25 protein-coding genes are annotated in these 20,797 nt (G+C 64.7%); 7 read left to right on the forward strand and 18 right to left on the reverse strand.

Annotated features, from left to right (window positions below; all coding sequences use genetic code 11):
- The first annotated feature begins 41 nt into the window (after positions 1-41).
- Positions 42-749, forward strand: coding sequence for a glutathione S-transferase (locus tag AC1RQP_RS26485; protein WP_492939330.1), 708 nt, complete (start codon positions 42-44; stop codon positions 747-749).
- A 27-nt stretch (positions 750-776) separates the two neighbouring features.
- On the opposite strand, the gene AC1RQP_RS26490 is transcribed toward AC1RQP_RS26485, so the two are convergent.
- From AC1RQP_RS26490 to AC1RQP_RS26500, 3 genes are all read right to left on the reverse strand, one after another.
- The gene (locus AC1RQP_RS26490; RefSeq protein ID WP_492939332.1) at positions 777-1,451 is read right to left on the reverse strand and encodes a methyltransferase family protein; all 675 of its coding nucleotides are present in this window, start codon (positions 1,449-1,451) and stop codon (positions 777-779) included.
- 115 nt (positions 1,452-1,566) lie between these two features.
- A complete protein-coding gene (locus AC1RQP_RS26495) occupies positions 1,567-1,740 on the reverse strand; it encodes a hypothetical protein (protein ID WP_194393053.1) in 174 nt (57 codons plus the stop codon).
- A 341-nt stretch (positions 1,741-2,081) separates the two neighbouring features.
- Positions 2,082-2,555, reverse strand: a complete 474-nt coding sequence (locus AC1RQP_RS26500) for a hypothetical protein (protein WP_239625078.1) — start codon at positions 2,553-2,555, stop codon at positions 2,082-2,084.
- Positions 2,556-2,766: 211 nt separating this feature from the next.
- Here AC1RQP_RS26500 and AC1RQP_RS26505 point away from each other — a divergent pair, with 211 nt between their 5' ends.
- The gene (locus AC1RQP_RS26505; RefSeq protein WP_492939334.1) at positions 2,767-4,422 is read left to right on the forward strand and encodes a fumarate hydratase; all 1,656 of its coding nucleotides are present in this window, start codon (positions 2,767-2,769) and stop codon (positions 4,420-4,422) included.
- A gap of 150 nt (positions 4,423-4,572) precedes the next feature.
- Here AC1RQP_RS26505 and AC1RQP_RS26510 read toward each other — a convergent pair whose 3' ends face one another.
- The 6 genes from AC1RQP_RS26510 to AC1RQP_RS26535 form a co-directional block, all read right to left on the reverse strand.
- Positions 4,573-5,496 carry an SH3 domain-containing protein gene (locus tag AC1RQP_RS26510; protein WP_492939336.1) on the reverse strand — a complete coding sequence of 308 codons (924 nt, stop codon included), beginning with the start codon at positions 5,494-5,496 and terminating at the stop codon, positions 4,573-4,575.
- A 17-nt stretch (positions 5,497-5,513) separates the two neighbouring features.
- Positions 5,514-5,810 (reverse strand): hypothetical protein, encoded by a 297-nt coding sequence (locus tag AC1RQP_RS26515; protein ID WP_028181202.1) that lies wholly within the window; start codon positions 5,808-5,810, stop codon positions 5,514-5,516.
- A gap of 205 nt (positions 5,811-6,015) precedes the next feature.
- A complete protein-coding gene (locus tag AC1RQP_RS26520; RefSeq protein WP_492939338.1) occupies positions 6,016-6,570 on the reverse strand; it encodes an inner membrane-spanning protein YciB in 555 nt (184 codons plus the stop codon).
- Positions 6,571-6,582: 12 nt separating this feature from the next.
- A complete protein-coding gene (locus AC1RQP_RS26525) occupies positions 6,583-7,158 on the reverse strand; it encodes a hypothetical protein (RefSeq protein WP_492939340.1) in 576 nt (191 codons plus the stop codon).
- A 77-nt stretch (positions 7,159-7,235) separates the two neighbouring features.
- A complete protein-coding gene (locus AC1RQP_RS26530) occupies positions 7,236-7,499 on the reverse strand; it encodes a hypothetical protein (protein ID WP_492939342.1) in 264 nt (87 codons plus the stop codon).
- A 170-nt stretch (positions 7,500-7,669) separates the two neighbouring features.
- Entirely contained in the window at positions 7,670-9,061 is a 1,392-nt protein-coding gene (locus AC1RQP_RS26535; RefSeq protein ID WP_492939344.1) for a carotenoid oxygenase family protein, read from the reverse strand.
- Positions 9,062-9,166: 105 nt separating this feature from the next.
- On the opposite strand from AC1RQP_RS26535, the gene AC1RQP_RS26540 reads away from it, so the two are divergent.
- On the forward strand, positions 9,167-9,892 hold the full coding sequence (locus AC1RQP_RS26540; protein WP_131871357.1) for a TetR/AcrR family transcriptional regulator: 726 nt from the start codon (positions 9,167-9,169) through the stop codon (positions 9,890-9,892).
- A 55-nt stretch (positions 9,893-9,947) separates the two neighbouring features.
- On the opposite strand, the gene AC1RQP_RS26545 is transcribed toward AC1RQP_RS26540, so the two are convergent.
- Positions 9,948-10,553: a hypothetical protein gene (locus AC1RQP_RS26545; RefSeq protein WP_239625064.1), complete on the reverse strand. Its 606-nt coding sequence runs from the start codon at positions 10,551-10,553 to the stop codon at positions 9,948-9,950.
- A 163-nt stretch (positions 10,554-10,716) separates the two neighbouring features.
- Here AC1RQP_RS26545 and AC1RQP_RS26550 point away from each other — a divergent pair, with 163 nt between their 5' ends.
- Positions 10,717-11,283 (forward strand): SET domain-containing protein, encoded by a 567-nt coding sequence (locus tag AC1RQP_RS26550; protein WP_492939893.1) that lies wholly within the window; start codon positions 10,717-10,719, stop codon positions 11,281-11,283.
- Between the two features lie 141 nt (positions 11,284-11,424).
- On the opposite strand, the gene AC1RQP_RS26555 is transcribed toward AC1RQP_RS26550, so the two are convergent.
- Positions 11,425-11,823 carry a hypothetical protein gene (locus tag AC1RQP_RS26555; RefSeq protein ID WP_492939346.1) on the reverse strand — a complete coding sequence of 133 codons (399 nt, stop codon included), beginning with the start codon at positions 11,821-11,823 and terminating at the stop codon, positions 11,425-11,427.
- A gap of 38 nt (positions 11,824-11,861) precedes the next feature.
- On the reverse strand, positions 11,862-12,092 hold the full coding sequence (locus AC1RQP_RS26560) for a hypothetical protein (RefSeq protein WP_492939348.1): 231 nt from the start codon (positions 12,090-12,092) through the stop codon (positions 11,862-11,864).
- Positions 12,093-12,193: 101 nt separating this feature from the next.
- Between AC1RQP_RS26560 and AC1RQP_RS26565 the strand changes: the two genes are divergently transcribed.
- Together AC1RQP_RS26565 and AC1RQP_RS26570 are read left to right on the forward strand one after the other, a co-directional pair.
- Complete coding sequence (locus tag AC1RQP_RS26565) at positions 12,194-13,015, forward strand: helix-turn-helix domain-containing protein (protein WP_239625058.1); 822 nt, start codon at positions 12,194-12,196, stop codon at positions 13,013-13,015.
- 297 nt (positions 13,016-13,312) lie between these two features.
- Positions 13,313-13,978, forward strand: coding sequence for a DsbA family oxidoreductase (locus AC1RQP_RS26570; protein WP_131871351.1), 666 nt, complete (start codon positions 13,313-13,315; stop codon positions 13,976-13,978).
- 5 nt (positions 13,979-13,983) lie between these two features.
- On the opposite strand, the gene AC1RQP_RS26575 is transcribed toward AC1RQP_RS26570, so the two are convergent.
- On the reverse strand, positions 13,984-15,153 hold the full coding sequence (locus tag AC1RQP_RS26575; protein WP_492939351.1) for a GNAT family N-acetyltransferase: 1,170 nt from the start codon (positions 15,151-15,153) through the stop codon (positions 13,984-13,986).
- A 107-nt stretch (positions 15,154-15,260) separates the two neighbouring features.
- Complete coding sequence (locus AC1RQP_RS26580) at positions 15,261-16,199, reverse strand: transglutaminase family protein (RefSeq protein WP_492939353.1); 939 nt, start codon at positions 16,197-16,199, stop codon at positions 15,261-15,263.
- A 180-nt stretch (positions 16,200-16,379) separates the two neighbouring features.
- Between AC1RQP_RS26580 and AC1RQP_RS26585 the strand changes: the two genes are divergently transcribed.
- A complete protein-coding gene (locus AC1RQP_RS26585; protein WP_492939895.1) occupies positions 16,380-17,243 on the forward strand; it encodes a transglutaminase-like domain-containing protein in 864 nt (287 codons plus the stop codon).
- Between the two features lie 81 nt (positions 17,244-17,324).
- Here AC1RQP_RS26585 and ccoG read toward each other — a convergent pair whose 3' ends face one another.
- Genes ccoG through AC1RQP_RS26605 form a run of 4 tightly spaced genes read right to left on the reverse strand, consistent with a single transcriptional unit; the run spans position 17,325 to position 20,754 of the window.
- Positions 17,325-18,764, reverse strand: a complete 1,440-nt coding sequence (gene ccoG / locus AC1RQP_RS26590) for a cytochrome c oxidase accessory protein CcoG (RefSeq protein WP_492939355.1) — start codon at positions 18,762-18,764, stop codon at positions 17,325-17,327.
- A 36-nt stretch (positions 18,765-18,800) separates the two neighbouring features.
- The gene (locus AC1RQP_RS26595) at positions 18,801-19,004 is read right to left on the reverse strand and encodes a YgaP family membrane protein (protein WP_061883001.1); all 204 of its coding nucleotides are present in this window, start codon (positions 19,002-19,004) and stop codon (positions 18,801-18,803) included.
- A gap of 23 nt (positions 19,005-19,027) precedes the next feature.
- Positions 19,028-19,471 (reverse strand): thioredoxin TrxC, encoded by a 444-nt coding sequence (gene trxC / locus AC1RQP_RS26600; RefSeq protein WP_492939357.1) that lies wholly within the window; start codon positions 19,469-19,471, stop codon positions 19,028-19,030.
- Positions 19,468-20,754 (reverse strand): NAD(P)/FAD-dependent oxidoreductase, encoded by a 1,287-nt coding sequence (locus AC1RQP_RS26605; protein ID WP_492939359.1) that lies wholly within the window; start codon positions 20,752-20,754, stop codon positions 19,468-19,470. Before AC1RQP_RS26605 ends, trxC begins: the two co-directional genes overlap by 4 nt.
- Between the last annotated feature and the right edge of the window lie 43 nt (positions 20,755-20,797).

Consider the following 20,797-nt stretch of genomic DNA (forward strand, 5'->3'; position numbering starts at 1 on the left):
GATACATTGGTTCCGTCGCCCCACCTGCACGGATCCCTCCCATGAAATACGAGCTCTATTACTGGCCCGAGATCCAGGGCCGCGGCGAATATGTGCGGCTGGCGCTGGAGGAGGCGGAGGCCGCTTACGTCGATGTCGCGCGCGGTCCGCGCGGGACTGCTGCGATGATGAAGATGATGGACGCGCACGAGGGCACGCCGCCCTTTGCGCCGCCGTTCCTGAAGGCAGGCAAGCTCGTCATCGGCCAGACCGCCAACATCCTGCTCTATCTCGGCGCCCGCCATGGGCTTGCGCCGAAGACGGAAGCCGGCAGGCTCTGGGTGCACCAGCTTCAGCTCACGATCACGGACTTCGTCGTCGAGATCCACGACACCCATCATCCGCTCGGACCCTCGCTCTATTATGAGGACCAGAAGGCACCGGCGAAAAAGCGCACGGCCGACTTCTGGGACGAGCGCGTGCCGAAATATCTCGGCTATTTCGAGCGGCTTCTCGACGGGAGCGGCGGCACCTACGTCACCGGTCGCCGCCTGACCTACGTCGATCTCTCGCTATTCCAGATCGTCGACGGGCTGCGTTATGCCTTCCCCAGGCGCATGAAGGCGTTCGAAGCGGATGTCCCGGGCCTTGTCGGTCTGCACGACCGCATCGCCGCGCGGCCGAACATCAAGGCCTATCTCGAAAGCGAGCGCCGCATTCCCTTCAACGAGCAGGGTATCTTCCGCCGCTACCGCGAGCTGGACGGTTAGCGGTTCGGACCGGAAAAGGATCAGCCCTCACCAGACGCCGGGCATGAGGCGATAGCGCACCCGCGCCGCATAGTCGGTATAGCCCGGCAGGCCCTCGCGCAGCGTGCGCTCCTCGATGGAGATGCGGACCGCGAACAAGGCGACAAAGAGCGGCAGCATCGCAAGTCCCCACCACGACCCCAGCAGCAACGGCAGGCCGGCGAAGAACAGCACCATGCCGCTGTACATGGGATGCCGGACATGGGCATAGGGACCGGTCGAGATCACGTGCTGCGCACGCTCGGTCTGCAGCTTCACCACGGGGGCGGCGAATGAGTTCTCGCGGAAGACCCACATGGTGAACAGTGTCGAGGCCAGGAACAGCACGAGGCCGAGCGCCTGCAACGCAGTCGGCATGTCGGAGGATTGAAAGCGCCGGTCAAGCCCCATCACGACCAGCCAGGCCAGCATCACGAAGACGAAGGCCGTCATGAACATCTTGTCGGCGGCGGGCTGATCCCTTTGCAGCACCGGCCGCAGACGTTCGGCCAGCAGCGCCGGATCGATCCGGTAGAGCCACCAGCCGCAGAGCGGGCCGAGGAGCGCGGAGGTGGCGAGGAACGTCCAGGTCGACGGCCAATGCAGTGTTCCGGCGGATGCGAACAGCACCGCGCCCATGGCGACGACGAAGACCGTGTTCTGCAACAGCAGGCGTGCGATCATGCGCAGGTCCCGGGGAGGCGCGCACGATATTGGTGCAGCTATCCGGCAAAGATGCGGCCGGACGCGCGAAAGGCCCGATCGACCGGATCGGGCGCTTCAGCCGTGGCAAGTCTGCTCAGGCGAGCTGATCGATCCGCGTGCCCTGACCCGGCGGCAGGGGCGCGGGCGGTTGCGGCTTGAAGGTCGGATCCTCGTCCTTGACCTTGGTCTGGTCGTCCTGCTGCTTGGTCGTGTCGTAGTTAGGGACCACGATCGCGATCGGCGGGGGCGCCACGGTGGAAACCTTCATCCACAAATCCTCACATATGGAAACAATTCAGCCTGCCCTGCGAGGAGCGAAATTTCCTTCAAGGCAATCGCTAAAATGCGAGGGAATTGGTGCGGTGAATGCCGTGTATACGTCTCATCTGCGCGGAGCAAACAAGGAGACGACGAGGCCTCTCCCCGTCATTGCGAGGAGCTCGCGACAAAATTGCGTAGCAATTTTGCGCTGATGCGACGAAGCAATCCAGACTGTCTCCGCGGACAGATTTCTGGATTGCTTCGCTGCGCTCGCAATGACGGAGTACGTGGCCAGCTATTGCGCGCCAGCTGCGCCGCGCCCGCAGCAAGAGCGAGGAGTATGCCGCCCTATTCGTCCTTGCCGCGCGTGATCGCGATCGACGCCTCGGTCTTGGTGCGGGTGCATTCCATGTTGAGCCGGCGATAGCGCATGCTGACCTTGTCGCCGCGGAGCAGGCCCATCCGCTTCAGGCAGCGTGTCGCGCCCGTCGTCGTGTCGTCCTTCGTCACGGTGAAGACGATCGCGGCCATCGATCCCACCAGCGCATAGAACTCCGGCTTGGGCTTGCGATCGCCTTTGGCATAGAGCTCGATCGAATATTTGTCGCCGCGGCAACTCACGGAGAGCTCCTTGGCCGCCGGATGCGTCATGTAGACGACATTGGCGGCGCGGAAGTTCACCTTGAGGCGATCGACCTGGTTCGCCAGCTCCTTGGCGCTGTCGTCGCAGCGGTCGGCGCGGGCGGGAGAGACGAGGGCCACAAGGCCGGCAATGGCGGCGGCGACCAGGATCGCGCCGCGGACGTTCAAGTTCAATGTCATGATGAAAAGCCCCTTAGCGCGCGCATTCAAGCGTCGGCGGGCCCGAAGCGCAAGGGCGGGCAGAGGCATTTCCACGAGGTGTGCCAATGCCTTCCCGAGCCCGGCCTGCCTCTCCCATGCGCACCGCTCCCTTTCTTTTCTGGCCAAAATGCGCTTAGAACCCTTCTATGCCTGGAGGCCCGCGAGGCCCCGAAACCCCGAGATCCGCCCCATGAACGCTCCCACCGCCTTTCCCGATCAGTCCAAGCCCGTTCCGCCCTACAAGCACACCCCGCTGTTCCCGCTGGGCAAGGACGAGACGCCCTACAAGAAGATTTCGTCCGAGGGCGTCAGGGTCGAGAAGGTCCTCGGCAAGGACATGCTGGTGGTGTCGCGCGAGGCGTTGCGGGCGCTGTCGGAGGCGGCTTTTGGCGACATCAACCATTACCTGCGGCCCGGTCATCTAAAGCAGCTCCGCGCGATCCTGGAGGACGGCGAGGCGAGCCCGAACGACAAGTTCGTGGCGCTCGACTTCCTGAAGAACGCCAACATCGCAGCCGGCGGCGTGCTGCCGATGTGCCAGGACACCGGCACCGCGATCATCATGGGCAAGAAGGGCTGCAACGTCATCACCGACGGTGACGACGAGGCCGCGCTGTCGGAAGGCGCGCGCGACGCGTATCTCCGCCGCAACCTGCGTTACTCGCAGGTCGCGCCGCTCTCGATGTACGAGGAGAAGAACACCGCCAACAACATGCCGGCGCAGTGCGAGATCTACGCCGAGGGCGACGACGCCTACAAGTTCATGTTCATGGCGAAGGGCGGCGGCTCCGCCAACAAGAGCTTTCTGTTCCAGGCGACGCCATCGGTGCTGACCAAGGACCGGCTGCTCGCTTTCCTCAAGGAGAAGATCCTCACGCTCGGCACCGCGGCCTGCCCGCCTTATCACCTCGCCATCGTGATCGGCGGCACCTCGGCCGAGCTGTGCATGAAGACGGTGAAGCTCGCCTCGGCGCGCTATCTCGATGCGCTGCCGACGCACGGCTCGCCCGACGGCAACGCCTTCCGCGACGTCGAGATGGAGAAGGAAATCCACAAGATGACGCAGTCGCTCGGCGTCGGCGCGCAGTTCGGCGGGAAATATTTCTGCCACGACGTGCGCGTGATCCGCATGCCGCGCCACGGCGCATCGCTCCCCATCGGGCTTGGCGTGTCCTGCTCGGCCGACCGCCAGGTGCTCGGCAAGATCACCAGGGACGGCGTCTATCTCGAGGAGCTCGAGCACAACCCGGCGCAGTACCTGCCCCAGGTCGAGCAGTCGCTGGGCGGCGAGGTCGTCAAGATCGACCTCAACCAGCCGATGAAGGACATTCTGGCGACGTTCTCGAAATATCCGATCAAGACCCGCGTCTCGATGACCGGCACCATGATCGTCGCGCGCGATAGCGCGCATGCCAAGCTGCGCGAGCGGCTGGAGAAGGGCGAGCCGCTGCCGGACTATTTCAAGAACCACCCGGTCTACTATGCCGGCCCCGCCAAGACGCCCGAAGGCTACGCCTCCGGCGCGTTCGGGCCGACCACGGCAGGCCGCATGGATTCCTTCGTCGACCAGTTCCAGGCCGCCGGCGGCTCGATGGTGATGGTGGCGAAGGGCAACAGGGCGCCGGCCGTGCGCGAGGCCTGCAAGAAGTATGGCGGCTTCTACCTCGGCTCGATCGGCGGCGCCGCCGCGAACCTCGCCGAGCACTGCATCAAGAAGGTCGAGGTGCTCGAATATCCCGAGCTCGGCATGGAAGCGATCTGGCGCATCGAGGTCGTCGACTTCCCGGCGTTCATCATCATCGACGACAAGGGCAACGACTTCTTCAAGGAGTTAAACTTGGGCTGAGGCCACGTTCCCCGGATGCAGCGCGGCACGAAGTGATGCGCTGCTGATCCGGGGTCCGCGCGGTGACATGGGTCCCGGCTCTGCGCCGCGTCACTGCGTGCCGCGCCGCGTCCGGGACACGAGAGCGGTGCTTGGTCGCTCTATATTTCGCTAACTGCAATTCGTGACCTGGTTCGAGCACAGTGCGCGCCACCAGCCGCGGACGCCGTCGTGGCTCTCGACGAGACCCCACAAGCCGCTGCAGGCCAAGAGGCGCTTCGGGCCGCCGTCGGTGTCGAGCGCGCCGCCGAGCTCGCGCTGCGCCGGCATCCATTTCGCATCGACGAAGGGCGCCTGGAACAGCCCGCCCATGCGCGTGGCGCCATTGGCATAGGCCGCACCCACCTTGTTGGATGCGACCCAGCCGCGCCCGCCATAGGGCTTCGGCGCACTGCGCGGATATCTCTTCTCGTCCTCGTAGTCCTTCCCGGGCGGCTTCGCGCCTTCGATCAGGAACCAGCCGTCCCTGAAGCCGATGATGCGGAATTCGGTGAGCCAGCCGCCGTCGGGCGTGTTCTCGCTGCCTCCGAGCTTGAGCCGGTAGGGCGGTGGCAACGTGCCGAGCACACGCGCCTTTACCGACGGCTCGGCACGCACGTTGAGGCCGCCCGGGTCCTTGTCGATGGACCAGGCGCCGAGATCGCAGGGCTCGGTGCCTGCAGGCAAGCTGGCGCGCTTGGCCGCGAGATCGGCGTGCAGCTTTGCGAAATCGGTGTGGTCATTGTCGGAATCGGGCTCGGGGCGCGGCTTCAACTCCGCCGAGACTGCGCGTGCCGCATCCGCCGTCAGCGTGACCACGAGCGCCTGGCGTGCGGCGAACACGCTTGCGGGCGTCTTCGGATCATTCGATGTCGCGGGATCAACGGCGAGATAACCGGTCGAACCATCGGTCCGATAGGCGGTGCCGGCCACAAAGCCTGGCGGCACCATGGCGAGCGCGCTTGCGCGCCACGCCGGTTCGGTGTCTTCCGCGTGCGCCGCCACCGATGCTGCGACACACAGCAACGTCGCCGCGACGAGGCGGATGTTGGGCATGTGCCGAAGCCGCGGCGTTACGCCCGTACGCCCGTAAACGGAAAGCTGCCCATCGGGCCGATGCCCATCTCGCCGCTCATGCTGTCGCCGGAGACCTTTCCGATGAACTCGAGTGTCAACGGCATCGGATTGGTGATGGAAACCTTCCAGTTGACGGCGTCGCCACTGATGGTGCCGTCGAAGATCTCTGCGGTGTTGCCCTCTGCGCCCTGCGTGCCCGTCAGCGTGCCGCCGGAACTCAGCAGGGTCAGCGTCGCCTGGCGCTCGCCCATCGGCGTCGTCATCGTCAGATTCCAGTTGCCGTCTACGGCCATTCCCGTCTCCCGAACAGATTTCGGCGGTCCGCGACGATCCGCGGCCCGTCCTGAGCGAGGCTATAGCCCAACTCGCAGCTCCTGCCTAACCCTGCGCGAAAGCATGATCAGGAAAAGTGCGCAGCGATTTTCCGAAAAGATCATGCTTAAACAACGACCTAAAGCGCGATGACGATTCATCCCAATCGCATCGTGCTTAGGGCATTTAGGCGCGGGCGGCGGCACGCCGGCGGCTGGTGACGATGAGGCGCAGAACGACGTATTGAACGGCAAAGGCCAGGATCTTGCCGCCGCCTGCGACCACCGTGAGGTAGAACGCCCACAGCTTCAAATCGCCGGTCGATGCGACAGCGATCATGCCGGCGCCGATGACGAACATCAGCACGGCCCAGGCATAGCCCGCAGCCGTCACATATTCCGGAACGGTCTCGGTGACGATCGGCGGCATGTAGCGCAGCATCCAGCCGCGCTTGAGCATGATGAGGCCGATCGCGAAATGCGCGATCGCGGGCTTCGCCAGCATGAAGCGGGGATCATTGGTCAGCAATGTGACCGCGCCCAATCCGACGACGAGCGCGAGGCTCGCATATGTCATGTAGTTGAGGTGCTGTCCCTTGATGCGGGCGTAGACCACTTGTGCGAACGCGCCGGCGATCGCCACCGACGTCGCCAGGATGACGTTGTCGGTGATGAGATAGATGACCAGGAAGACGATGGCGGAGAAGAGGTCGGAGGCGAGGCGGGCGAATACGTCCTTCATCGTCAATCCTGTTCAGCGTGCGCTGAGCAATGCGCGGGCAGGCGTACCGTACTTGATCCGGCAATACTCGGGATACCACTTTGTGAAGTAAATCGCACTGTTCCGGGCGGCAAAAGCAACCGCAAGGCTCGACCAGAGCGGCAGGCCGGGGGCGTAGAGCAGCACGAGATTGGCGGCCGTCATCAACAGGGCGGCCGCCGTCCACGCGGCGGTGATGATGTAATTGGCGCGGAGAAAGCCGGGCATCGCCGCGGTCTCGGTCGGCACGGATTCGAGCGCATATTGCAGCGTGAAGGGACGGCGGATCAGCATCGAGCCCAGCGAGATGACGAAGATGCCGACATCGACCGACAGCTTGACGCCGAGCGTGCCGAGCGCGGGGTCGATCAGCGCGAGGTAAAGGCCGATCGCTGCGAATACGATCGCCGAGCCCACGGCCAGGATTTTCACGGAGCGGCCGCACGCGACATCGATCGCCACCGTGCCGAGGCAGATCGCGGAAGCCGCGAAAACGCTTGAAGTGGCCGAGGTCACCAGCATCAGAAAAGTGAAGGCGCCATAGGGCGCAAGGATCACGAAAATCGCCATTGGCCGCCTCGGTCAAACTGATCTTTACGGTGTAAAGATAAGTAGTTCAAGAGCGAGGTCGGGGTCAAGCATAATCTTTACAGTGTCAAAATGACGTAGGCGATCTCCAAAAAATGAAGTGCTGCAACGAGTTGGTCGGACACCTCGTCAACCAGCTCCGCCCAGGGCAGGCGCGGCAGGATCGGCAGCGCAGAGACGATGAGAAGGCCGGCGGCGAGCAGGATGCCGCCGTTGAAGATGGCATGGCTGCTCCGCCGCAGCTGGATCATTCGGAGGGCGAGCGTGATGCAGGCGAGGGCGAGGAGGGCGATGCAGCCCGTGGTGATCGAGGGCATGTGCATGGGAAACTCCTCTTTCCGTCATTCCGGGGTGACGCCAAGCGTGAACCGGGTGGCGTAATTGCGAAGCTGAGAATCCGTGGGGCGGCAGAATGTGCGGTGAGATGGATCCTCGGATGCGCAATTGCGCATCATGGTTCGCGACTTCGTCGCGCCCGGAATGACGATGATGGTTATGCCGCGCCCACCCAATTGCCGTGAAAGCCGTCGGGCACACGGTGCCCGAGCTGGACGAGCGCGACCGGGCCGGATTCGACATCGGTGGCATTGAACACGGCGAGGTCGCTGCGGTTGTCACGCGCCCGCCAGATCACCGCCAGCAGCCAGCCGTCGCCCTCGGCCGCATCTTTCGATCGCTCGACGAACACCGGTTCGGAGATGGTGTCGCCGGCCGGCAGCAGGTAATGGCCGAGCCTTCGGCCGTTGCCGTCGACATGCACGATGCCCGACAGCGCGCCGAACATCGGTAGCTTTGGATTGGCGCAGGCGTACCAGCCGTGTCGGTTTTTCAGCCCGGCGCGGCGGTCGTCGATGCGGGGGAATTCGCCGGTGAGATCGTCGAGGTAGGTCCGCTGGAAGCGGTCGGTATTACCTGCGAGATCGAACGTCCAGCGGCAGTGGCGGGCCCGCGACTTTTCCGGATCGGTGGGTCGGCCATCGGGATGTGGAAACAGCGGTGCTTCCTCAAACTGCATGACGTCGGCGACGATGCGGTCACCGTCTTCCCACGCATTCATGACGTGGAAGACGTAACAGGCCTCGCTGCGAAACCAGACGATGTCCTTGGCGGTGCCGCTGCGCTTCATCACGCCGACATAGGCGCCCTTGTCCGGCTCCCAGGCATAGGGCGGCCGTCCGCTCATCGCGCGCTCCATGCTGCCCGTGATCGGCAGGATCGGAAACAGCACATGGTTTTCGGTGACGATGAAATCGTGCACCATGCTGGCATAGGGCGCCTCGAAGCGCTCGAAGCGCGTCGCCTTGCCGGATGCGTCGATCGATCCGTAGGAGAGGGCGGGCGTCAACGGTCCCGCGGCATTGTAGCCGAAGAACACCAGTTCGCCGGTGACGGGATCGATCTTCGGATGCGCGGTAAAACTGCCGGCGACGTGGCCCTGATAGTTGTGATAGCCGCGCGTCGCCAGCGTGCCCGGCTCGATCTCCGTGGGCAGGTGCGCTTCTTCCAGCGCGAGCAGCTTGCCGGCATGGAAGATGATGTTGGTGTTGGCGACGCCACCATCGGTGAGGTTGGCCGGTGCATCCGGCAGCTTGCGGCCGAAGCCGCCGAACAGGGCCCGGCTGGCATCGTGCTCGGCGAGCCATTTCGGCGTGCGGACCCAGCGGTTGCGATAGCTTGCGCGGCCGTTTTCGAGATGGAAGGCGTGCAGCATGCCGTCGCCCACGAACCAGTGCGCGCCGGGCGATTCGAACTGCGGATTGGGACCGTTGCGGTAGAGCGTGCCGTTCAGCTCGCGCGGCAATTCGCCGATGATCTTGAGGAAGGGCGCGTCGGCCTCGAATGGGATCGGTGCGATATTGTTGCGGCGCTCGGCGACCTGCTGCACGGCGTTGCTCCCTATCTTTACATCGTAAAGATCAGATAATACCGATTGTCGTTCCGGTCAAGCGAAATCTTTACACTGTCAATATTGCGTCATATAGCTTGTCTCATGGGCAAGAGCGAAACCGCGCGTAACCCGCGCACTCCGAAAAAGACATCGTCGGCAGCGAAGGCGCAGGCGCGTCCCGCGCGGCGCCCGGCGGCTGCGAGGACCGAGACACCCTATCATCACGGGGCGCTGCGCGAGGCGCTGCTCAGGGCCGCCGAACGGGTGCTCGAGCGCGACGGGCTCGCCGGCCTGACATTGCGCGCGGTGGCGCGCGAGGCGGGCGTCTCGCATGCCGCGCCCACTCATCATTTCGGCGATCTCACGGGGCTTCTCAGCGAGCTCGCCGCCGTCGGCTTCCGCCAGTTCAACGCCGCGATGGCGTCGGCCTGCGATGCCGCCACAACGCCGCTCGAACGCGCGCTGGCGAGGCCGAAAGCCTATGTCGCCTATGCGCAGGCGCATCCCGGCATGTACGGCATCATGTTCCGCACCGAGCGGCTGGACTATTCGAGACCCTCGCTACACGAGGCCGCCGAGGCCTCCTTCGCGGGGCTTGCAAATGCGATCGGCATGATGCGGCAGGAGCAGATCAGCGAAGACGCGCTGACGCTGACCCAGGGCGCGGCGATCGCGCGCGCCTGGTCGATGGTGCACGGCTTCACGATGCTGCTGCTCGATGGGCGGCTCGAGGACATCCTCGGTCGCTTGCCCGAGGGGACGACTGCCGAACGCCTGCTCGAGGCGATGCTGACGGCGCCGATCACGGGCAAGCCGACGGGCCCCTGATCCCAACGCAACTCTCGCCATGGTGAGGCGTCTATCGCCGCGCCAAGGCGAGAGGCTAGCGCATCGTGGCCAGCTCGACGGCGCGCCCGCTTGTGCCGATGATCTTCACCTTGTCCTTTCCGCACGTGAACCCCCGGGCGAAATCGTCCGCGGCCTTGCGGGCGAGTTCATTGGCCGTCGGGTTGGCGATCGCGTCGACATAGGCGACGTGGCAGACCGGGCCCGGCGGCAGCCGGGTCACCACCAGCATGGCCTTGGTCTTCGGCCGTCCCTGCTTGTCGGGATCGGCGTTGTCCGCGATGTGCCAGCGCTGGATGATCGCAAACGGCTTTTCGCCGGCAGTGCGCCATTCGACGGTGCTTTCCGATGAGTTGAATGGCGCGAACCAGACGTCGGCTGCCGGTTCCTCCGCCGCTTGCTTGCGATTTCGGCCGACGGAGACGATCTCGCGCAGATCATCCTCGGCGATCAGCACCACGAGCCCGTCCTTGCCCGGACACACCCGCGTGGTGCTGCCGTCGAGGTCGCTGGGCTTGCCGATCTGGCGGCAGTCCTTCGGCGCCGTCGAGGTGTAGCTGCTGCCCACGGATTGGGCGTTGGCGCAGCCGAGGCCGGCGCAGATCAGCAGCGCGGTGAGCGATGGGGCGGTCATGCGGATCATGATGACACTTCGAGGCAGCTGGAACTTCGTACCATCAGACGCCTTGATTGTGGGCAAGGTTCAAACAGCACCGCCAGGCACCTGACAGCGGCACGGAATCGTTCTAGAAGAGCGGCTTCGCTTGGGCTCCTCCAGCCTCGTTCGCGCCTTCGTACTCCTGATCATGCCAGCCACATCCTCGAACAAACCCTATCGCGTCGGCCGCTCCAAGACCGGGCTCGGCCTCTTCGCCACCAAGCCGATCAAGAAGGGCACCCGGATCATCCGCTATTTCGGACCGATCCTGGATTCCAGGATTCCCGAGCAGGACGAGATCGAGAACAAATATCTGTTCGAGCTCAACGGCCGCTGGACCATCGACGGGTCGGTGCGCAAGAACCTCGCCCGCTACATCAACCATTCCTGCCGGCCCAACGCCGAATCCGACGTCCGGCCGCGCGAGCGCAAGGTCTTCATCCGCGCCATCAAGAACATCGGGCCGGGCGACGAGATCAACTACGATTACGGCACCGACTATTTCAAAGCCTATCTGAAGCCGATCGGCTGCAAGTGCGATTCCTGCGAGAAGAAGCGCAAGAAGCTGCGTGCCGAGGTGCGGGCCGAACGCGCCAAGGTAAAGGCGCGGACCGAGCGCAAGGCCAAGAAAGCGGATGCGAAGGTCGGGTCGGCGAAAAAGAAGAAGCTGAACGGCAAGCACTTCACCGGCAAGGTCGGTCGCGCAAGGGCATAACAAGCCCACGTTGCCTGCTCAGGTGTCACGGAGCCGGGACCGAACCATCCTGCACGCCGCAGCTTGTCCGCATGGGTTGATTGTCTCTTGAATGTTGTCGTCGCCCGGCCGAGCCGGGCGACGATGGCACGTGGTGCGGCCTCACGCTGCCACCACGCTCGCGCTCTTCCGCAATCCCACATATTGCAGCTCGGCGAACACGCCGGTCGCGATCGCCTGCGCCACAACCATGAGCTCGCCGGCGAGGTTCGGTGACACCGCGCCAGAGAGCAGCAGGGCGATGCTGCCGACCGTCCAGGCCGCATTGCCAACGACGACCAGTAGGACGAGCGGTTTCGCGACGGTGGCGCGCGAGGCGAGCCACCCCACCAGGACGGTGTAGGCGATCAGGAACAGGCCGGCTTCGAGCAGTAATGCTTCGGGCAGATTGAACAGTGTCGCGAACGCGCCTGCACCGAAGGTGAAGCCGAGCGCGGCGATGCCGCTGAAGACGGCGTCGGCGAGAAGTGCGCGGCGCAGGAAGGTGGAGGCTTCGATCATCTTGGGTCTCCTGGGTTGGGGTGGGCTTGGGGTGGAACTCAACGCCGACCGCGCCAGCAGGCGCGGAGCAGGCGGGCGAGACGGAACGGGCAGAGGCTCCTGCCGACGCCATGCTCGAAGGCGATGACCCGGGCGACGACATAGTCGCCGGTCGAATGCACCAGCGGCTCCGGCATGTTGAGGCTGCGCGCGAGCATCCGGGTTGCGAATGCCATGGCCCAGGGCAGGACGTGGTCTGCAACGGTGCGATAGAGCAGCAGTGCGATCATGGTCATCTCCTGTTGCGACCAAAGATGCGCGCGGCCGCGCCCCAATTCGATTACCTCGCGGGTAATGGAAGGGCCGAAATCCGCATGCTAGTTTTTCGACCATGAACGCACATGCTTCCACGGCACGTACCGAACGCAGCCAGCCGGTCCATATCGGAGACCATCTGCGCGAATGGCGGCAGCGCCGCCGCATGAGCCAGCTCGATCTCGCGGGCGAAGCCGAGATCTCGGCGCGGCATCTGAGCTTCGTCGAGACCGGCCGCGCCGCGCCCTCGCGCGACATGGTGCTGAGGCTCGCCGAGCGCCTCGACGTGCCCTTGCGCGAACGCAACGTGCTGCTGGTCGCCGCCGGTTACGCGCCGGCGTTCCCGCAGCGCACGCTGGAGGATCCCGCCTTGAAGTCAGCCCGCCGGGCGATCGACCTGGTGCTCAAAGCACATGAGCCCAACCCCGCGCTTGCGGTGGACAGGCACTGGAACCTGGTCTCCGCCAATCGCATGGTGGCACCGCTGCTCGCAGGCGTCCCGCCGTATCTGCTCGGCCAGCCCCTCAACGTGCTGCGGCTCGCCTTCCATCCCGAGGCGCTGGCGCCTCGCACGGTCAATCTCGCGGAATGGTGCGGCCATCTGCTGGAGCGGCTGCACCGCCAATGCGAGGCCACGGCCGATCCCGAGCTGATCAAGCTCTACAATGATCTGAAGAGCTATCCCATTCCGGCGCGTTCGGCGCCGCTGTCGAGCGACAATGTCGCCATCCCCTTCAAGCTGCGGCACGAGGGCGAGATACTTAGTTTCTTCTCCACCACCATGGTGTTCGGCACGCCCGTGGACATCACCCTGTCGGAGCTGGCGCTGGAGACGTTCTTTCCGGCGGACGAGCGCACGGCCGAACGGCTGAAGCAGATCGCATCAGCCATGACCTAGCGTACTTGCCTCGGGCCTGAGCGCGCGCCTCGTCCTTCGAGACGACCGCGGAGCCTGTCATCGGCCGCGCTATGCGCGGACCCGGTGGCGGTCTCCTCAAAATGAGTCCAAGCGTCATCGGTGCCCGCTGAAACTGCTGCCGCGCACTCGGTCCTCACCCTGAGGGCCCGCCAAAGGCGGGCATCTCGAAGGATGGCCGCAGGGAAAAGCTCTCATATGCAATAGCCCTGCTTGCCTCGGGGAGGGTTCTGCTTATCTTTGGGCTAATCCGTGACTTGCCCGAAGGAGGCGCCTGACATGAGCACGCTGAAACCGCTCCAGATCGACGTCGTCTCCGACGTGGTGTGCCCCTGGTGCTATATCGGCAAGCACCGGATCGAGAGCGCGCTGGCGCTCGTGCCCGACGTTCCCGTCAAGCTCAATTTCCGGCCCTTCTTCCTCAATCCCTGGGTGCCGCGCGAGGGCATCAGCCGCGAAGACTATCTCACCCAGAAGTTCGGCTCGGTCGAGGCCTATAAGGGCATTGCGGGGCGCGTCGTCGCGGCCGCGGGCGAGGAGGGCCTCGTCTACAAGCCCGAGCTGGTGGCGCGCCAGCCCAACACGACCGACTGCCATCGCCTCATCCTGTGGGCGGAGGCGATCGGCAAGGCGCCCGAGATGAAACAGCGCCTGATGGAGCTGTACTTCCGCGACGGCGGCGATCTCACCGACGTGAACGTGCTGGTGCAGGCGGCGGCCGATGTCGGCCTCGATGCCGACGACGTGCGCAAGCGCCTCGCAACCGACGAGGACGTGGCGCGCGTCTCGGCCGATGCGCAGGAAGCCGCCGAGAAGGGTATCTCCGGCGTGCCGACTTATGTCTTCGCGCAGAAATACGCCGTCTCCGGCGCGCAGGATCCGAACCTGCTCGCGCGCGCCATCCGCCAGGTCTCGGCGGAGATCAACGCGCAGGCAGCGGAGTAGCTGGTCTATTTGCGAAGTAGGCGAACTGCGCGGCGCGCCGCTGCATACGCGATGCCGTGCGCCGCGACCGCCGCGTGAACCAGCGTCACGATCGGATCGTGCCGGCGCAGCGGGATCAGCACATCGCCGATCGCGAAGCGTCCGCGCCAGATCGGATTGATCATGGGGTGATCGGCGCTCGCCGTCGAGTCCGCGCTGGCGATGGCGGGATCGGCGCAGAGGTGGCGGGTGAGCTCGAGGGTGAGCTGCACACCCGGCGAATACTTCGCGAAGCGTTCGTCGACGCCGAGCTTGAAGAAGAAGGCGCGATCCTGATGGCGCAGCACGATGCCGGCGGCGACCGCCGTGGTGCCGGCGCGCAACGTGACGATCTCGCATTGCGTGGTCTCTGCCAGCGCGGGGACTGCGCGGCGGATGAAGGTCGCATCGCCTGCATGCTGGACCAGCGCGGTGCCGCGCTTGCCCTTCCAGCCGCCGGCTTCGAGCTGCAGGAATGTCTCGAGCGCCGGCCCGATCTCGTCGGGCTTGCGCGCGACCTCGAACACGACGGGCCCGTGCTCCTCCAGGCGATGGCGCTGGCGCCGCAGCTCCTTGAGCTTCTTGGCGCCGAGCGCCTCGCGCAGCAGCGTCTCGCCATCCTGTGTCGCATCGAGGCTGGCGCGGATGTAGGAGGAGAGGATTCGCGGCTTCAGGCCGGCGCGATCCAGGACCTGTTTCAGCGAATTCATCGCCGCGCCGTCGAGCGCGACGTCGGTCAGCACGAGCGCATGCGCGCCGGCCTCGCGCGCCTGCTGCAACAGCCGCGTGGCGGCCTCGATCGGCGCATCGCCGTCGATCAGCGGGCTGCACAGCGTGCCGTAGGGATGCGCGCTCGCCAGCGCGGGCAGAGGGATCTTCCAGGCGCGCCAGAGCGATATGACCGGCATCAGTCCGATCAGCCGCGTCGAAGATCCATCGAATGCCGGAAGTGCCGAGGCATTGCTGCGGCCGCGCGCGGTCGCACTGACAGCCAGCTCCCAGGCGGGCAGGTAATATCCGTTCGGCTCGACCGCGCGCTGCGCGAGTGCGCGCCACTGACCGGGGTCGATCGCCGTGAGCGGAACGAGCGCGCGCGCGGCGCCGGCATCCCTTGCCGATGCCGGATTGATCGCTGTCTGATGCGCGATGTCGACCACGTCCGTCGTCCCCGTCTACGCGGGCAAAGCCCGTCCCAGCAGGATCATCCTTAGCGCAAAGATTGGAAAAATAGCGTTGGGCCGCAGAATCAATTCGAGCGGTCCCGTTAACGTCCCGCTGAGGATAGCGCAGCCAGATCGGGTGCCGCCGTGCCCGTCTCCTCGGGCTCCGGCCCGGTCTCCGTCTTCACGTTGACCGCGACCTCCATGCCGAGTTCGTCGTCCGCCTCCCCCCAGTAGGACCCCGAGAGCGGAATCGCCTGCGCCGGCGTGCGGGCAACTCCGACCCTGATCAGATCGCGGTTTCCGACAATCCCGTTGGTCGGATCGAACTCGACCCAGCCCGAGCCCGGCACATAGATCGAGCACCATGCGTGGGTCGAGCCTCCGCCCAGCCGTGCCGGGCCGTCGCGGTCCGGCACGTAGACGTAACCGGTGATGAAGCGGGCCGCAAAACCGAGCGATCGGGCGGCCTCCATCATCAGCAGGGCAAAATCGCGACAAGTTCCCTGCTGCAGGTCGAGCGTTTCGGCGGGCGTTTGCGTGCCATGCGAGGTTCTCCTCCGATAGGAGAAACCTTCGGCGATCGCTTCGTTGAGCGTCATCAGCAGTTGCCCCGTCGGCCGGCTCGCCGAGGGCGCAATGAATTTCGACAACCAGTCGTCGACGGCGACGTCGCCGGGATGATGCCGGAGCATGTACGGTGCAAGATCCGGCAACTCGGTCTCGTCGTAGGCGAACGGATGCTCGCGGGCGTATGGCTCGATCCGGAAATCCGGCGCGTTCTCGGGGGTATGCTCCAGCCGGATCGTGGTCTCGAATTCCAGCACGTCGGTCCGGGCCGCAAAATCGACGAGGGTGACGCAATTGCCGAACACATCGTGGATCCAGCGGACTTCCGACGGCTCGGGGCGCACTGCGATTCGGCACGCGAGCAGACGCTGATCGAAGCTGTCGCGCGGACGAAACAGCAGCTGGTGCTGTCCAAGTCTGACGGGCTGCCGGTAGCGGTAGGTCGTGCTGTGGTGGACGGAATAGAGGGGCATCTGTTGTACTCAGGCTCGCACCATATGAGCCTGCTTCTGCATCGGTTCCAAGAGCCCAATTGTGTGTGCACACCGCACAAGTGCCTTGCATTTCAGCAGATTCGCGGTAGCGCACGCGGAACCAATGATCCCAGCGGAGCTTGTCGATCGACATCAATGGCGATGCGAGAGGACACGATCTTGAGGATTCGGGCAGGCTACGACATTGCGTTCAACTGTTTTCAGGACGTGCCGATGGTGCTGTTGCTGACTGTTCATCCGTCGAGGCAAGGCGACCTTCTGACCGACCATGCCATCCGGGTGTCGCCGAACGTTGCGCTCAGGGACTACAAGGATGGGTTCGGCAACGTCTGCACGCGGCTCGTCGCCCCTGTCGGTCAGATCAATATTCGAAACGAGTTCATCATCGAGGATAGTGGGTTGCCCGATGAGGTTGCGCCTCATGCCGAACAGATCCCGTTGGACCGGCTTCCCGACGAAGCGCTGGTGTATCTTCTCGGCAGTCGCTATTGCGACACCCAGCGCCTGACGGATCTGGCCTGGTCGACGTTCGGTCACATCAGCGGCGGCTGGCGCCGCGTCCAGGCGATCTGCGACTACGTTCACGGCCATATCAAGTTTGGCTATCAATTCGCGCGAAGCGACCGGACGGCTTCCGAAGGCCACGAGGAGCGTATCGGAGTTTGCAGGGACTTCGCGCACCTCGCCGTCACCTTGTGCCGCTGCATCAACATCCCGGCCCGTTACTGCACCGGTTACCTCGGCGATATCGGTGTGCCGCCGGATCCCGCGCCGATGGATTTCAGCGCCTGGTTCGAAGCCTATATCGGCGGACGTTGGTACACGTTCGATGCGCGGCACAATCATCCCCGCATCGGCCGCGTCGTGATCGCACGCGGCAGGGATGCAGCCGACGTGGCCATTTCGACCGCCTTTGGCCAGGCGGAACTCGTGCACTTCAACGTGATCACGAACGAGGTGCGGGACTGTGATGCCATTTCGACCCGACCTGCGATGGCGCGGGAGCAGCGGCTGTTCGCTTGAGTTGGCGGACGCCTGGCGTCTCCAGTTCCGGTCGTGAGCGGCTTCCATTCCTCCCCTGTGCCGGCGATATCCAACCGGTGGCTATTTGTCACCCGGGACGAAATGGTCACGGGCAGCCGCGCGCTCGCCGCTGACCGTGTCGGTGATGGCGATATCGATGTCGCGAGAGGTCTTCGGCAGATCGGCCGGGCCGACCTGCACCGATAGCCGGACTTCGCTGGTCTGATCCTGCCCGACCTCGACCACGGGCTTGCCGTCGGAACTCGGCGCGATGCCCGCAACGCGAAGGGTCACGCCGGGCAGGCCCGAGACTTCGATCGCGAACGATCGTTGCGGACCCTTGTTGAGGATGCGGACGGTGTAGTCGTTGCGCACACCGCCATCCGAGAGCTGGACGAACAGCGGATTGCGCTCGTGCAGCACGTTGACGTCCATCGTCGCGCGCGTGGCGAGCGTGTACAGCATGATGCCGCCGACGATGGCGATGGCTGCGGCATAGACCAGGGTGCGCGGACGGATGATGCGGTAGATCGGCGGCTTGCCTTCGCGCCGGCGCTGCATGTTGATGTCGGTGTCGTAGCCGATCAGGCCTTTGGGCCGTCCGATCTCGCTCATGACGTTGTCGCAGGCATCGATACACAGGCCGCACTGGATGCAGCCGAGCTGGATGCCATGGCGGATGTCGACGCCGGTCGGGCAGACGTTGATGCACTGATGGCAGTCGACGCAATCGCCGACGGGATTGCCCTGCGCGCGGGCAGCATCCGCCTTCTTCACCGACATGCGCGGCTCGCCGCGGTCGCGGCGATAGGTGACGTTGAGCGCCCATTCGTCGGTCAGCGCCGCCTGGATCCGCGGCCACGGGCACATATAGATGCACATCTGCTCGCGGGCGTGGCCGGCGAAGACGTAGGTGGTGGCGGTGAGAATGCCGATCCAGAGATACGCGATGAAGGGCGCCTGGAAGGTCGCAAGCTCCTTCACCAGCGTCGGCGCATCTGCGAAATAGAGCACCCAGGCGCCGCCGGTCCACCATGCGATCATGATCCAGAGGAAGTGCTTGAGTGCGACCTTCCGGATGTGATCGAACGTCCAGTAACGCTTGTCGCCCTGCATGCGCTCGCGCCGGTCGCCTTCGACCCAGCGCTCGACCGCATAGAACAGGTCGGTCCACACGGTCTGCGGACACAGGTAGCCGCACCACAGCCGGCCGGCGACCGCGTTCATCAGGAACAGCGTCATGGCAGCGATGATCAGCAGGCCGGTGAAGTAGTAGACTTCCTGCGGCCACAGCTCGATGAAGAAGAAGTAGAAGCGCCGATGCGGGAAGTCGATCAGAACGGCCTGGTCGGGCAGACCGGGTCCGCGATCCCAGCGTACGAACGGCAACAGATAGTAGGTTCCGAGCGTGACGCAGAGGATCGCCCATTTGATGCGGCGGAAAGGGCCATGGACCGACTGCGGATAGACCTTCCTCCGCTTCTCGTAGAGAGGTCCCTCGATGAAGGTGTCGTCGGTCATGGCAAATTCCCCCGCATCACAGGCTGGATTGCGCGTTCAGGAGAACGCGCAACCGCTGCTCAGGCCCAGCTTCCTGAACACGATCGCCGCCGGGCAGAAGCCGGTGAACGAGGCCTGCAACATGTTCAGCCCGGCAAAGGCCGTCAGCAGGTACCAATACGCATTCACATAGGTGCCCAGTACGAGACCGAGCAGGACGACGAATCCCGCAAAGGCGAGGACGGCTTTATCGACATTCATGGCAGGCTCCTTTATCTGGCGACTTACGAACGGGTCAGGTTGGATTCAGTCCAGGCGACGATGCTGCGCGCATCCATCGCGCCGGAATGGCGGGCGATCTCGCGGCCGCCGCGCATCAACAGCAGGGTCGGGATGCCGCTGATGTTGAGGCGCGACGACAGTGCAGGTGCGTTGTCCGAGTTGAGCTTCAACAGCCGGACGTTCGGCTCCAGCTGCTGCGCGGCGCGCTCGAACATCGGTGCCATGGCGCGGCACGGGCCGCACCACGGTGCCCAGACGTCGACCAGCACGGGAATGTCGCTGCTCGCGACATGGCGGCTGAAGGCCTCCTCGTCCACCTCGGTCGGATGACCGGTGAACATCGGCTGGTGACAGGCGCCGCAACGCGCACCTTGCGCCGCGCGTTCGGCAGGCAGGCGGTTGATGCGTCCGCAACTGCCGCAGACGATCTGGCGTGTCGTGCTCATGTGCCGGTTCGGACCTCCTTGAGCTTGGCGATGTTCAGCTTGTCGAGAACGAAGCGCTCATAGAACGGCTCGCTCTCGCCGCGCCGCATTTTGCGCAAGAAGTATTTTTCGAAGGCCACCTTGGCGAGGTGCACCCATTCGCCCTTGGAGGACCAATTGACGTTTCGCGGCGGGATCTGCGGCTGCGCCAGGAAGGCGACGCCGGAGTCGCCGAAGTCGGCGAGGCAGATCGCGTTCCAGGTCGGCTCTGCTGTGGGCGCCTTGCCGCGAAGCAGGGCGCCGATGTTCATCGCCGTCGCCGTCACCATGGATTCGATCATGAAGCCCGTCTTGGGGACGCCGACCGGCACCGGGGTGGCGCCGACCGGCGCGATCGCGACGCAGACGCCGACCGCGAAAACGTTGGGAAAGGCGGGATTCTGCTGGTGCTTGTCGACGACGACGAAGCCACGTGGGTTGGTCAGTCTCTCGATGCCGCGCACCGCCTCGACGCCGCGGAAGGCGGGCAACATCATCGAATAGGCGAATGGCAGCTCGTGGGCCTTGCGAGACGTGCCGTCGTCGGCGAACTCCTCCACCGACATCAGGCCGGGGGCGACGTTGTCGACGCGGGCGTTGGTGATCCACTTGATGTGCTTCTCCCGCATCTCGCTTTCCAGGAGACCCTTGGTGTCCCCGACGCCGTCGAGACCGAGATGGCCGATATAGGGCTCCGAGGTGACGAACGTCATCGGGACCCGGTCGCGCAGTTTGCGCCGGCGCAGCTCCGTCTCCAGGATGAAGAGGAATTCGTAGGCCGGTCCGAAACAGGACGCGCCCTGCACGGCGCCGATGACGACCGGGCCGGGGTTCGCCGCGAGCTTCTCGAAGGCCTCGCGCGCATGCGTGGCATGATCGACGTGGCAGATCGACTGGGTATGGCCTTGTGGCCCGAGACCCGGAATCTCGTCGAACGCCAGTTCGGGACCGGTCGCGACGACCAAGTAGTCGTAGTCGATCGACGTGCCGTCGCCGAGCTCGACACGGTTCTCGGTCGGGTGGACGCGTTTTGCACCCTGCGTGAGCAGCCGCACGCCCTTGCGTTTCATGACGTCCGCCAGATCAATCTCGATCTCTTCGCGCTTGCGCCAGCCGACTGCGACCCAAGGATTGGATGGGACGAAATGATAGACGGCGCCTTGCGAGACGACGCTGAGGCGGTCCTCTTTTCTCAACTGCGGCAGCAATTCATAGGCCATCAGCGTTCCGCTCAGACCAGCTCCGATTACGACAACTTCCGCCATGGGTACCTCCGTTGGACCAAGCCGCTCCGCCGATTTAGCTCCA

The sequence above is a fragment of the Bradyrhizobium sp. GW821-FHT13H06 genome, from assembly GCF_058803975.1.

Excerpts from the sequence above, each read along its gene's own strand:
- AC1RQP_RS26525 (WP_492939340.1), bottom strand. The coding sequence starts at position 7,158 with ATGGCGATTTTCGTGATCCTTGCGCCCTATGGCGCCTTCACTTTTCTG.
- AC1RQP_RS26580 (WP_492939353.1), bottom strand. The coding sequence starts at position 16,199 with ATGCCCCTCTATTCCGTCCACCACAGCACGACCTACCGCTACCGGCAG.
- AC1RQP_RS26540 (WP_131871357.1), top strand. The coding sequence starts at position 9,167 with ATGGGCAAGAGCGAAACCGCGCGTAACCCGCGCACTCCGAAAAAGACA.
- trxC (WP_492939357.1), bottom strand. The coding sequence starts at position 19,471 with ATGAGCACGACACGCCAGATCGTCTGCGGCAGTTGCGGACGCATCAAC.
- AC1RQP_RS26550 (WP_492939893.1), top strand. The coding sequence starts at position 10,717 with ATGCCAGCCACATCCTCGAACAAACCCTATCGCGTCGGCCGCTCCAAG.
- AC1RQP_RS26570 (WP_131871351.1), top strand. The coding sequence starts at position 13,313 with ATGAGCACGCTGAAACCGCTCCAGATCGACGTCGTCTCCGACGTGGTG.
- AC1RQP_RS26560 (WP_492939348.1), bottom strand. The coding sequence starts at position 12,092 with ATGATCGCACTGCTGCTCTATCGCACCGTTGCAGACCACGTCCTGCCC.
- AC1RQP_RS26495 (WP_194393053.1), bottom strand. The coding sequence starts at position 1,740 with ATGAAGGTTTCCACCGTGGCGCCCCCGCCGATCGCGATCGTGGTCCCT.
- AC1RQP_RS26490 (WP_492939332.1), bottom strand. The coding sequence starts at position 1,451 with ATGATCGCACGCCTGCTGTTGCAGAACACGGTCTTCGTCGTCGCCATG.
- AC1RQP_RS26510 (WP_492939336.1), bottom strand. The coding sequence starts at position 5,496 with ATGCCCAACATCCGCCTCGTCGCGGCGACGTTGCTGTGTGTCGCAGCA.
- AC1RQP_RS26555 (WP_492939346.1), bottom strand. The coding sequence starts at position 11,823 with ATGATCGAAGCCTCCACCTTCCTGCGCCGCGCACTTCTCGCCGACGCC.
- AC1RQP_RS26545 (WP_239625064.1), bottom strand. The coding sequence starts at position 10,553 with ATGATCCGCATGACCGCCCCATCGCTCACCGCGCTGCTGATCTGCGCC.
- AC1RQP_RS26530 (WP_492939342.1), bottom strand. The coding sequence starts at position 7,499 with ATGCACATGCCCTCGATCACCACGGGCTGCATCGCCCTCCTCGCCCTC.
- AC1RQP_RS26595 (WP_061883001.1), bottom strand. The coding sequence starts at position 19,004 with ATGAATGTCGATAAAGCCGTCCTCGCCTTTGCGGGATTCGTCGTCCTG.
- AC1RQP_RS26515 (WP_028181202.1), bottom strand. The coding sequence starts at position 5,810 with ATGGCCGTAGACGGCAACTGGAATCTGACGATGACGACGCCGATGGGC.
- AC1RQP_RS26520 (WP_492939338.1), bottom strand. The coding sequence starts at position 6,570 with ATGAAGGACGTATTCGCCCGCCTCGCCTCCGACCTCTTCTCCGCCATC.
- AC1RQP_RS26565 (WP_239625058.1), top strand. The coding sequence starts at position 12,194 with ATGAACGCACATGCTTCCACGGCACGTACCGAACGCAGCCAGCCGGTC.
- AC1RQP_RS26605 (WP_492939359.1), bottom strand. The coding sequence starts at position 20,754 with ATGGCGGAAGTTGTCGTAATCGGAGCTGGTCTGAGCGGAACGCTGATG.
- AC1RQP_RS26505 (WP_492939334.1), top strand. The coding sequence starts at position 2,767 with ATGAACGCTCCCACCGCCTTTCCCGATCAGTCCAAGCCCGTTCCGCCC.
- AC1RQP_RS26485 (WP_492939330.1), top strand. The coding sequence starts at position 42 with ATGAAATACGAGCTCTATTACTGGCCCGAGATCCAGGGCCGCGGCGAA.
- AC1RQP_RS26500 (WP_239625078.1), bottom strand. The coding sequence starts at position 2,555 with ATGACATTGAACTTGAACGTCCGCGGCGCGATCCTGGTCGCCGCCGCC.
- ccoG (WP_492939355.1), bottom strand. The coding sequence starts at position 18,764 with ATGACCGACGACACCTTCATCGAGGGACCTCTCTACGAGAAGCGGAGG.